General features: G+C 68.8%; 9 protein-coding genes and 1 pseudogene. 6 read left to right on the forward strand and 4 right to left on the reverse strand.

All coding sequences use genetic code 11. The annotated features are described in order from the left end of the window. Positions 1-60 precede the first annotated feature (60 nt). The 3 genes and pseudogenes from ABTZ94_RS32775 to ABTZ94_RS32785 all read right to left on the reverse strand — a co-directional run bounded on the left by ABTZ94_RS32775 (position 61) and on the right by ABTZ94_RS32785 (position 1,684). A pseudogene (locus ABTZ94_RS32775) lies at positions 61-594 on the reverse strand (hypothetical protein). A 175-nt stretch (positions 595-769) separates the two neighbouring features. After that, positions 770-1,537: a bestrophin-like domain gene (locus ABTZ94_RS32780; protein WP_351206320.1), complete on the reverse strand. Its 768-nt coding sequence runs from the start codon at positions 1,535-1,537 to the stop codon at positions 770-772. Positions 1,538-1,552: 15 nt separating this feature from the next. Next, the gene (locus tag ABTZ94_RS32785; protein WP_351206322.1) at positions 1,553-1,684 is read right to left on the reverse strand and encodes a hypothetical protein; all 132 of its coding nucleotides are present in this window, start codon (positions 1,682-1,684) and stop codon (positions 1,553-1,555) included. Positions 1,685-2,537: 853 nt separating this feature from the next. Here ABTZ94_RS32785 and ABTZ94_RS38065 point away from each other — a divergent pair. The 3 genes from ABTZ94_RS38065 to ABTZ94_RS32800 all read left to right on the forward strand — a co-directional run bounded on the left by ABTZ94_RS38065 (position 2,538) and on the right by ABTZ94_RS32800 (position 6,002). Next, on the forward strand, positions 2,538-2,810 hold the full coding sequence (locus tag ABTZ94_RS38065; RefSeq protein ID WP_502967349.1) for a hypothetical protein: 273 nt from the start codon (positions 2,538-2,540) through the stop codon (positions 2,808-2,810). 202 nt (positions 2,811-3,012) lie between these two features. Continuing rightward, positions 3,013-3,831 carry an SAM-dependent methyltransferase gene (locus ABTZ94_RS32795; protein ID WP_351206324.1) on the forward strand — a complete coding sequence of 273 codons (819 nt, stop codon included), beginning with the start codon at positions 3,013-3,015 and terminating at the stop codon, positions 3,829-3,831. After that, positions 3,828-6,002 (forward strand): putative bifunctional diguanylate cyclase/phosphodiesterase, encoded by a 2,175-nt coding sequence (locus tag ABTZ94_RS32800; RefSeq protein ID WP_351206326.1) that lies wholly within the window; start codon positions 3,828-3,830, stop codon positions 6,000-6,002. Before ABTZ94_RS32795 ends, ABTZ94_RS32800 begins: the two co-directional genes overlap by 4 nt. Before the next feature lie 198 nt (positions 6,003-6,200). Here the strand turns inward: ABTZ94_RS32800 and ABTZ94_RS32805 are convergent, their stop codons facing one another. Continuing rightward, entirely contained in the window at positions 6,201-7,112 is a 912-nt protein-coding gene (locus ABTZ94_RS32805; protein ID WP_351206328.1) for a LysR family transcriptional regulator, read from the reverse strand. Between the two features lie 95 nt (positions 7,113-7,207). On the opposite strand from ABTZ94_RS32805, the gene ABTZ94_RS32810 reads away from it, so the two are divergent. From ABTZ94_RS32810 to ABTZ94_RS32820, 3 genes are read left to right on the forward strand one after another with little or no spacing between them, the layout of a single operon-like run. Further along, positions 7,208-7,915: a succinate dehydrogenase gene (locus ABTZ94_RS32810; protein ID WP_351206330.1), complete on the forward strand. Its 708-nt coding sequence runs from the start codon at positions 7,208-7,210 to the stop codon at positions 7,913-7,915. Position 7,916: 1 nt separating this feature from the next. Further along, positions 7,917-9,866 carry a fumarate reductase/succinate dehydrogenase flavoprotein subunit gene (locus tag ABTZ94_RS32815; RefSeq protein WP_351206332.1) on the forward strand — a complete coding sequence of 650 codons (1,950 nt, stop codon included), beginning with the start codon at positions 7,917-7,919 and terminating at the stop codon, positions 9,864-9,866. Then, a complete protein-coding gene (locus ABTZ94_RS32820; protein ID WP_072488934.1) occupies positions 9,863-10,609 on the forward strand; it encodes a succinate dehydrogenase/fumarate reductase iron-sulfur subunit in 747 nt (248 codons plus the stop codon). The genes ABTZ94_RS32815 and ABTZ94_RS32820 overlap by 4 nt, the downstream gene beginning before the upstream one ends. Positions 10,610-10,700: the final 91 nt, after the last annotated feature.

Consider the following 10,700-nt stretch of genomic DNA (forward strand, 5'->3'; position numbering starts at 1 on the left):
GCCCCGAGCCCTGTTGCAGGACTCGGGGCAACGGGCGTATCGGGCCGCACTGCTCTGCTCTCAATGCGGGCGGCTCTCCTTGCGCTCACGTACGACATGGATAGTGCCGGTGGCCGTGACCACCGCCAGCGCCGTTCCGGCGGCGATCTCCGCGGCGTTCACCCTGTCGACGCCGCCACCGAGTCCGCCCTGTGCACCGGCGGCGAGACCCGGGTGCTCGTGGCGGGTGCGTCAGAGGCCGCGCCGACCGTGAGACCGGCCTTCGCCGTGGAGCCGGGGGACGCATTACAGATGAACGTCACCTCGTAGGCGGCGCCAGGTTTTGCGTCCCAGTCGACCGTGGCCGCGACGGCACCGCCCCTGGGAATGGTGACCGTGTCTGAACACTCCGGAGCCGACTGTGGCGGTTGTAGAGCACCCCCGGGCGGCCAGGACGACCTGGCTCCCCGGCGCGATCACCGACGGAGTGACGGTGTATCCGGTCGCGGAGGACGCGCCTCCCGACGTCGCGGCGCATGCGGTTGCAGCCGGAGCAGTCAGGGCGAGAGTGGCGGCGCCGAGCAGGGCGACGGGTGCGACACCTATTGCGTCCATGGGTGAATCCTCCGGGTCCCCGAGGAGCAGTTGCGGAACGGATTTCCACATAGCGTCAGAAATGCACCTCGACGGGCCAAACGCTAGAAGTTGCGCTTTTCGCTCGCGATCGGAGTGCGCCGCCCGGGGCACCGGTTTCCCCCGAGCGGCGCACCGCCGGCATTTCTGCGGACCGCTATCGGCCCGCCGCTCCGGGGATCAGATCGAGGAACGGTGCCGCGGTGGCCGAGATGCCCCGGCCGAAGGGGGAGTCGAAGTCCCAGATCAGAAAGAGCAGAAAGGCGATCAGGACGCTGAAGAGGCTGGCCAGCAGCAGTTCGCGGAAGGTCCTGCGGATCTGCAGCGTGAAGATCAGGCCGACGGTCACCAACGCCCCGGTGATCAGGCCGAACCAGACCACGCCCGGCATGGTCGCACCGGCACTCTGTCCGCGTGCGCTGCGTGCGTCGTCGGCTGCGGCGACCTGATCGACCAATGGCTGATATGCCTGCCCCTCGTGATCGTTCCTCGGCCGGTAGCCGGTGACATCGGTGCGCACCTTGCCGAGGAGCCGGGCCCCCTCGTCGGTGAGAGAGCCGTGCTCGGTCATCGACCGCCACTCGTCGTCGACGACGTGGCGGACGTAGGCGTCGACGTCGGCGCGGATGCGCGTACGCACCTCGGCCGGGTAGACGGCGGAGCGGACGTTCACCTCGTGCAGCGCCTGGGCCTCCTGGCGTACGTACTCCTGGGCGGCGCTGCGGCCCTCCCAGACGCCCGCGATGGCCAGGCCCAGCACGATCGCGTAGACCACGCCGATCATCATCGTCATGTACTCGATGACGTCAGGGGTCTCGGACGGGTCGTCATCGTCCTTGATCCGGCGGTTGTTGAGTACAGCGGTGGTCAGGACGACGGCGCTCGCCGCGACCATGGCGAGGGTGAGAACAAGCCATTCGGACATGGTTTCCTCCGGAGGTCATCGGGAGCGGGGACGTAGCACGGCGACAGCGAACACCGCGGGGGCTGTGATCAGCAGGGTGAGGGTGACCAGGGAGGTGCCTCGTCGCGGGACCTTGCGCGGCGGCTTGTGGTAAGCGGGGAGCGCCACGGGCCGGGGTGTGGAAGGTGTGGGGCGTACCGAGGGCGAGGGCGAAGGGCGCGGTGCCACGGGCTCCGGTTCCGGTCGCGGCGGTGCGGGGGGCGGTGGTGGGGGAGGCGGCGGTGGAGGAGGCGGGGGCGGGGGCGGAGGTGGAGGTGGCGGGGGCGGAGGTGCGGGCGGTGGAGTCGGCTTGGGCGCCGGGCCTGCGTGACAGTGACCGTTGCCCGACACGGCAACCGCCGAACTCCCGCCGCCCTCCCCGATGGAGGCGTACGCGCAGTTGTCCGCCACCGCGGGTGCCGGGGTGGTCAGAAACCAGAGAAGTGCGACGGCTGCCGTGAGCCGCCCTATGAGTGATCCGTACACGACGGGGAGCATGTTCCGGCCGGTCGCAGGACACGCCGGGGGCGGACCGGATTCCCCTGATGGTGGGGACATGGGGCGCCGGGTGTTTGCGGTTCAGGAAAGTTCTGTGAACGCGTTGAACAAAGAGAGGTCCGGCGCCCGTACCCACGGCCATGGATGACGCGAAGAGGCGTCACAACGATCCGTATATGAACGGGAGTTGACATGAACACCTGGCGGAACGCCTCGCTCGCAGTCGCGGCGGTGGCTCTGTTGGCGCTGACGACGGCGTGCGGTCAGGAAAAAGGAACCGAGACTCCCAACAGGCAGAACGTGGGCAGCACCAACCCGGCCGGACAGGATGTGGGAAGCGGCTACGGCTCCGACAGCGGCTACGGCTCCGAAATCGAGGACCGGGGCGCCACGGGCAAGCAAGCGGGCCGGCTCCCGCTTCGAAAGGGACCCCGCGAGTCCGCCCAAGTCGAATTCCGAAGAGGACTGCGCGAAGATCTGGCCGGTGGTGCCCGCGGGCAATGTCACGGCGGCGGCCGGTGCCGATCCCGCGCTGATCGGCAAGGTCACCCGCTCCGACGACACCCAGCAACTCACCGTTGCGGGCTGGCCGATGTACCGCTATGCCAAGGACGCCGCGCCCGGCGACGCCAATGGACAGGGCGCGGGCGGCAACTGGTTCGTGTCCGCACCGGACGGCAAGAAGGCCGCGGTGGGCGCCGGTTGGCCCGGCAGGCGCCGAACCGGCCGAACTCGCCGCGTAGGCGCCCCCGAGTAGCCGGACAGCGGCTCCCCGAAGTCGGCCCGTCGCCGAATGTCACACGCAGCGACGGGCCGGTTGCACATGCCACTGGTGTGTGACCAATAACGGACGGCTAATTTCCGTTTCCGCTCGCTCTCTTGGCGGTCGATCAGTAGCCTCTGGTCAACACTGACCATGAACATGGCCGGATCGCCGTGGCGACTTGTTGGAGACATCGATGGAGCGTCCCGCCTGGGCACCGCAAGGCATAGACATTTCGATGCCGAGCGTGTCTCGCATGTACGACTTCTATCTGGGCGGATCGCACAATTTCGAGGTGGACCGGGAAGCGGCTCGCAAGGCCATGGAGTTCATGCCGGGACTCCCCAAGATCATGCAGGCGAATCGCGCGTTTATGCGCAGGGCCGTGCGTTATGCGGTGAGTGTGGGCATCACCCAGTTTCTGGACATCGGTTCAGGGATACCGACTTTCGGCAATGTGCACGAAATCGCACAGGCGGCCGACCCCGAGGCCCGGGTGGCGTATGTCGACCACGACCCCGTTGCGGTCGCGCACAGCCGGGCCGTACTCGAAGGGAACGACCGGGCGGTGATCGCCGCCGCGGATCTGCGCCGCCCACAGGAGATTGTGAAAAGCCCGGCGATCTCCGAACTGCTCGACCTGGACCGACCGGTGGCCCTGCTGCTCGTCGCCGTACTCCACTTCATCGAGGACTCCGACGACCCGCACGCCGCGGTCGCCGAGCTGCGCCAGGCACTCGCCCCCGGCAGCCTCATCGTCGTCACCCACGCCTCGTACGAGGGGATTCCGCTCACCCGGGAGGAGGCGGGCGGCGCGGTCGGCGTCTACAAGAACATCCGCAACCCCCTGGTCATGCGGGCACGCGAAGAGGTCGCCCGCTTCTTCGAGGGGTACGAGATGGTCGAGCCCGGACTCGTGTCGATGCCGGACTGGCGTCCCGACACCCCCCATGCGGTGGAGCACGAGGACCCATTTGCCTTCTCGGGCTTCGCAGGAGTGGGACGCAAGGCGTGAGCATTCCCGCCCAATCGTCCGGAGCGCCCGACACGGAGCCCGACGGCCCCGAGGACCGGCTCCGGAGATTCGCCACGATCTGGAGCCGGGCCATCTTCCCCTCGACGGCCACCTCCATGACGCGCACCGAGTTCGAACAGCATCTGCTGCCGCTGGCCCGGGCCCTCAGCGACATCCTGCACGCGCGGCCCTTCGACGCGGCGCCCGCGAGCGAGGTGGGCGTCGCCCTCGTCGTCGCGCACTGCACGGACCCGGACGCGCTCAGCAGCACGCTCGGCGTCATCGACTCGTACCTCGTGCTCTACTGCGGCAGCAACGGTGCGACGGCGCTGTCGACCGAGGACAGCAGGGCCCGCTGCGCCCGGATACAGCACGCCCTCGCGGGCGGCTTCACCCAGGCGCTGCGTGAGCGGACCCTTGCCGAGCAGGAGGCCATCGCCCGCTCGGCGCTCACCGCCCGCTCGGACGCCGAGCAGGCCCTGCACGCCACCGAGACACGCTTCCGTGCCGTCTTCAAGGGCGCGGCCATCGGCATTGGGATCGCCGACCTGGACGGCAATGTGCTGGAGGTCAACGACACGCTCACCCAGATGTTCGGCGGGCTCGAACACCATGTGCGCAGCCACAAGGTCAACGAGTGGGTCCACCCCGAGGACTCGCCGCAGGTCTGGAAGTACTACAACGAGCTGGTACGTGGCGAACGCGAGCACTACCGCGTGGAGAAGCCGTACTACCGCAACGACGGCACCGTGCTGTGGACCAATCTGACAGTGTCACTGCTGCGTGACTCCGAGGGCAGGCCGGAGTATCAGCTGGCGCTGATGGAGGACACCACGGAGCGTCGGCTGCTCAACCTGCGGCTGCGGTACGAGGCCACCCATGACGCGCTCACCGGCCTGCCCAACCGGACACTGTTCTTCGAACGGCTGGAGAAGGCGCTCTCCGCCGACGACGGCAGCCGCTTCGGCCTGTGTTACCTCGACCTCGACGGCTTCAAGGCGATCAACGACAGCCTCGGCCACGCGTCGGGTGACCGGCTGCTGGTCGAGGTGGCGGACCGGCTGCAGAGCTGCGCGACCGCGCCCGGCGAGATGGTGGCGCGCCTCGGCGGCGACGAGTTCGTGGCCCTGACCACGGGCCCCGACACTCGGACGGAGGTCGACGAGCTGGCCTGCCGCATCCTCGGCGTGCTCGGAACCCCGGTCCGCCTGGAGGGCCGTGAGCTGACCGTACGCGGATCCATCGGGGTCGTCGAAGGGCCGGCCGGCGAACGCAGCGCCGCCGAGGTACTGCGCAGCGCCGACATCACGATGTACCGGGCCAAGTCGGCGGGCGGCAACCGCTTCGAGCTCGCCGACGCCGAGGCGGATGCCCGTGCCATCACCCGGCACGGGCTGACCACCGCGCTGCCCGCCGCCCTGGAACGCGGTGAGTTCTTCATCGAGTACCAGCCCCTCGTGCACCTCGGCGACGGCACGGTGCACGGTGCGGAGGCGCTGGTGCGCTGGTGCCACCCGCAGCACGGGGTGCTCGGTCCCGACCGGTTCATTCCGCTCGCCGAGCACACTGGGCTGATCGTGCCGCTCGGCCGCTGGGTGCTGGAGGAGTCCGTGCGCCAGGCAAACTTCTGGCAGGAGCGGCACAGCGACGGCGGTCCGCTGCGGATAAATGTCAACCTCTCGCCGACCCAGTTGCACCACCCGGGGCTGGTCGCCGAGACGGTCGACGTGCTGGAGCGGTCGGGGCTCGAACCCGGGGCCCTGTGCCTGGAGGTCACCGAGTCCGCGCTCATCGGCGCGGACGACGACCTGCTCAAGCCGCTGCGGCAACTGTCGGAAATGGGCGTCGACATAGCGCTCGACGACTTCGGCACCGGGTACTCGAACCTGGCGAACCTGCGCCGGCTTCCGGTGAGCGTGCTCAAGCTGGACCGTTCCTTCACGCAGGGCATGCAGCAGCATCCGGCGGACCCGGTCGACCTGAAGATCGTCGAGGGAATCGTCTCGCTGGCGCACAGCCTGGACCTCGCGGTCACGGTGGAGGGCGTGGAGACCGGGACCCAGGCGGAGCAGTTGCGGGAGCTGGGGTGCGACACGGCCCAGGGGTGGTATTACGCCCGGCCCGGTGCCCCCGACCGGATCCATTCACTGCTGCTGGCCGACGCGGTGTGAGTGGGCGGGGCGCCACTCCACATGTGCCGGCCGGTCCAAGACCGACCGGCACATGGGAGGCGGCGTCGCAGGGCCGGGCACGCACATCTGCGGCGTTGTCGTCGTCAGTCAACAACGCTCGGCGTTGCCTCCCTGCTCCGCCTTGCAGCCGCACGCACCCGGCCCGCTCCTTCTCCCACCCCCATGTGCCGGTCGGTCTCAATCGCCGGACGGGCTCGACCGGCCCGTCCGGCTGGCGAGCAGCACCTTCTGCAGTTCGCGCGCCGCGCGCGGTGGTGCCACATCGCTGCGGTGCGCGAGTGCGATAGTGCGCCGCAGGCCCGGGCGGGCCAGCGGCGTGGTGCGCAGATCGTGGCCGGCCCGGACAGCGACCATGCTGGGCACCACCGCGATCCCGAGCCCCGCCCGGACGAAGCCGAGCACCGCGTCCATCTCCCCGCCCTCCACCGTGAACGACGGCTCGAAGCCCTCCGCCCGGCAGGCGGCGACCGTCAGTTCGCGCAGGTCGTAGCCGTGCCGGAACATCACGAGAGATTCACCCTGCAGGTCGGCGATTCTCACGTTCCCGCCCCGGCCGGGCCGCGGCGCCTGTGCCGACGACACCACGACCAGATCCTCCTGGAGCAGCTCGACCGTGGTGAGCGCGGGGGACGCCGCGGGCAGTGGCAGCACGACCAGGGCCAGATCGAGTGCGCCGCGTGCCAGCTCCCGTACGAGGTCGAGCGAGCCGCCCTCCTCCAGCAGCAGCTGGATCCCCGGGTGCCGGTCGTGGAAGGCGCGCAGTACGTCGGGGAGCAGGCCCGTGCAGAGGCTGGGCGTGGCGCCGAGCCGGACCCGTCCCCTGCGCAGCTGAGCCAGCTCCTGCACCTCGTGGCGTGCGGTGTCGGCGTCCGCGAGGATGCGCCGGGCGAGCGGCAGCAGGGCCTCGCCCGCGTCGGTGAGGGTGATGTTGCCGCGGGCCCGGCTGAACAGCTCCGCCCCCAGCTCGGTCTCCAGCGCCCTGATCTGCTGGGAGAGCGAGGGCTGCGAGACATGCACCTCCTCGGCGGCACGGGTGAAGTGACGAGTCTCGGCCACGGCCACGAAATACGTCAGCTGCTGGAGTTGCATACACTCAGCATAGCTGCCACGATAGTTCATGCCTATGAAGATGAGCCGATCCATGTCTTGGACTGATGGGGCCTTTCGGCCCTAGCGTCGTGCTCATGGCATTGGCAACGCGGACGGACCGACGGCCGTCCATGACGCGTACGTTCTGGGACTCGTCCGTCGGCAAAAAGACGATCATGGCCGTGAGTGGCCTGATCATGCTCCTCTACTTGGTTGTCCATATGATCGGCAACCTGAAGATCTTCTTCGGATCCGGCGAGTTCAACCATTACGCGCACTGGCTGCGGACCATGGGGGAGCCCTTCCTGCACTACGAGTGGGCCCTGTGGATCGTCCGCGTCGTGCTCGTCGCCGCTGTGGTGCTGCACGCCACCTCCGCGTACCAGCTGAGCCGGCGCGACATCAGGGCACGCCCCGCCAAGTACGTGCACAAGAAGCCTCGCGCCGGCTACGCCACCCGGACCATGCGCTGGGGCGGGATCATCCTCGCCCTGTTCATCGTCTGGCACATACTCGACCTGACGACGGGCACCGTGCACTCCGGCGGATTCCAGTCCGGGCACCCATACCAGAACGTCATCGACACCTTCTCCACCTGGTACGGCAACACCGTCTACATCGTCGCCATGCTCGCCCTCGGACTCCACGTCCAGCACGGCTTCTGGAGCGCCGCCCAGACCCTCGGCGCGGGTAACGCGACCCGTGACCGTGCCCTCAAGACCATCGCCAACGTCCTCGCACTGGTGCTGACGGTGGGCTTCATCTCCGTACCCGTCGCCGTCATGACCGGAGTCGTGAGCTGACATGACCGACTACTCGCACTACGAGACGGGCACGCCCGTCGCCGACACCAAGGCCCCCGAAGGCCCCGTCGCCGAACGCTGGGACACCCGCCGCTTCCAGGCCAAGCTGGTCAACCCGGCCAACCGCCGCAAGCACACCGTCATCGTCGTCGGCACCGGCCTCGCCGGCGGTTCGGCCGGTGCGACCCTCGCCGAACAGGGCTACCACGTCGTCCAGTTCTGCTTCCAGGACTCGCCTCGTCGCGCCCACTCCGTCGCCGCCCAGGGCGGTATCAACGCCGCGAAAAACTACCGCAACGACGGCGACTCGGTCCACCGGCTCTTCTACGACACGGTCAAGGGCGGCGACTTCCGCGCCCGCGAGTCCAACGTCCATCGGCTCGCCCAGATCTCCGTGGAGATCATCGATCAGTGTGTCGCCCAGGGCGTCCCGTTCGCCCGTGAGTACGGCGGCCTCCTCGACAACCGCTCCTTCGGCGGTGTCCAGGTCTCCCGCACCTTCTACGCCCGCGGCCAGACCGGGCAGCAGCTTCTCCTCGGGGCCTACCAGGCACTGTCCCGGCAGATCGCCGCCGGCAACGTCGAGCTGCACGCCCGTACCGAGATGCTCGACCTGATCATCGTCGACGGCAAGGCCCGTGGCATCGTCGCCCGCGACCTCGTCACCGGGAAGATCGACACGTACTTCGCCGACGCGGTCGTCCTGGCCAGCGGCGGCTACGGCAACGTCTTCTACCTGTCGACGAACGCAATGAACTCCAACGCCACCGCCATCTGGCGCGCCCACCGCCGCGGCGCCTACTTCGCCAACCCGTGCTTCACCCAGATCCACCCCACCTGCATCCCGCGCACCGGCGACCACCAGTCCAAGCTGACACTGATGAGCGAGTCGCTGCGCAACGACGGCCGGATCTGGGTACCGAAGGCCAAGGGGGACGACCGCCCCGCCAACGAGATCCCCGAGGACGAGCGCGACTACTACCTGGAGCGCATCTACCCGGCCTTCGGCAACCTCGTGCCCCGCGACATCGCCTCGCGCGCCGCGAAGAACGTCTGCGACGAGGGCCGCGGCGTCGGCCCCGGCGGACAGGGCGTCTACCTCGATTTCGCGGAGGCCATCCAGCGCATGGGCAGGGCGAAGGTCGAGGAGAAGTACGGCAACCTCTTCGACATGTACGCGCGGATCACCGCGGAGAATCCGTACGAGACCCCGATGCGGATCTACCCGGCTGTGCACTACACGATGGGCGGGCTCTGGGTCGACTACGACCTCCAGACCACGATCCCCGGCCTGTTCGCGATCGGCGAGGCCAACTTCTCCGACCATGGCGCCAACCGGCTCGGCGCCTCCGCGCTGATGCAGGGCCTCGCCGACGGCTACTTCGTCCTGCCGTCGACCATCAACGACTACCTGGCCCGCAACCCGCACCACGACGAGGTCGACGCCTCGCACCCGGCCGTCGAAGAGGTCGTCGCGGACACCGAGGACCGGTTGAACCTGCTGCTCTCCGTCGACGGCGACCGCACCCCCGACTCCTTCCACCGCGAGATCGGTGAACTCATGTGGGAGCACTGCGGCATGGCCCGTACCGAGGCGGGGCTGCGCACGGCGCTCCACCGGATCCCGCAGATCCGCGAGGAGTTCTGGCGCCGCATCAAGGTGCCCGGCACCGGCGAGGAGTTCAACCAGTCGTTGGAGAAGGCCAACCGCATCGTCGACTATCTGGAGCTCGCCGAGCTCATGTGCCTCGACGCCCTGCACCGCGCCGAGTCCTGCGGAGGCCACTTCCGCGAGGAGTCACAGACCCCGGACGGCGAAGCCGCCCGCCGGGACGAGGAGTTCTCCTACGCCGCCGCCTGGGAGTTCTCGGGCACCGGCGAGGCCCCCGTCCTGCACAAGGAAGATCTCGTCTTCGAGTACGTCCACCCCACTCAGCGGAGCTACGCATGAAGCTCACCCTGCGCGTCTGGCGCCAGAAGAACGCCGACGCCCCCGGCGCCATGTCCACCTACGAGGTGGACGGCATCTCGCAGGACATGTCGTTCCTGGAAATGCTCGACACCCTCAACGAGGAACTCATCCTCGCCGGCGACGACCCCGTCGCTTTCGACCACGACTGCCGCGAAGGCATCTGCGGCGCCTGCAGCCTCGTCATCAACGGCGACGCCCACGGCCCCGAGCGCACCACCACCTGCCAGCTCCACATGCGGTCCTTCGAGGACGGCGACACGATCGACATCGAACCGTGGCGCGCCTCCGCCTTCCCGGTCGTCAAGGACCTGGTAGTGGACCGCTCGGCCTTCGACCGGATCATCCAGGCGGGCGGCTACATCTCCGCCCCGACCGGCACCGCCCCCGAGGCGCATGCCACACCGGTGCCCAAGCCGGACGCCGACTTCGCCTTCGAACACGCCGAGTGCATCGGCTGCGGCGCCTGTGTCGCGGCCTGCCCCAACGGCTCGGCGATGCTCTTCACCTCGGCGAAGATCAACCACCTCAATGTCCTGCCGCAGGGTGCCCCCGAGCGGGAGACCCGGGTCCTCGACATGGTCGGACAGATGGACAGCGAGGGCTTCGGCGGCTGCACACTCACCGGGGAGTGCGCCACGGCCTGCCCGAAGGGCATTCCGCTGCCGTCGATCTCGGCCATGAACAAGGAGTGGCTGCGGGCGACCCGGAAGGTGCGACGCTGACTTGGGCTCTGACCCGCGGCCGCGTCTGTCGTGACCTCAGATCCAAGGCCATGGTCCCCGAGCACAGAAAATCCCCGTTCCGCAATTGCGG

The sequence above is a fragment of the Streptomyces sp. NPDC002785 genome (assembly GCF_040295565.1).
In the GTDB taxonomy this organism is placed as follows: domain Bacteria; phylum Actinomycetota; class Actinomycetes; order Streptomycetales; family Streptomycetaceae; genus Streptomyces.

Coding starts and splice junctions, on each gene's coding strand:
- ABTZ94_RS32815 (WP_351206332.1), top strand. CDS start 7,917: ATGACCGACTACTCGCACTACGAGACGGGCACGCCCGTCGCCGACACC.
- ABTZ94_RS32780 (WP_351206320.1), bottom strand. CDS start 1,537: ATGTCCGAATGGCTTGTTCTCACCCTCGCCATGGTCGCGGCGAGCGCC.
- ABTZ94_RS32795 (WP_351206324.1), top strand. CDS start 3,013: ATGGAGCGTCCCGCCTGGGCACCGCAAGGCATAGACATTTCGATGCCG.
- ABTZ94_RS32810 (WP_351206330.1), top strand. CDS start 7,208: ATGGCATTGGCAACGCGGACGGACCGACGGCCGTCCATGACGCGTACG.
- ABTZ94_RS32820 (WP_072488934.1), top strand. CDS start 9,863: ATGAAGCTCACCCTGCGCGTCTGGCGCCAGAAGAACGCCGACGCCCCC.
- ABTZ94_RS32805 (WP_351206328.1), bottom strand. CDS start 7,112: ATGCAACTCCAGCAGCTGACGTATTTCGTGGCCGTGGCCGAGACTCGT.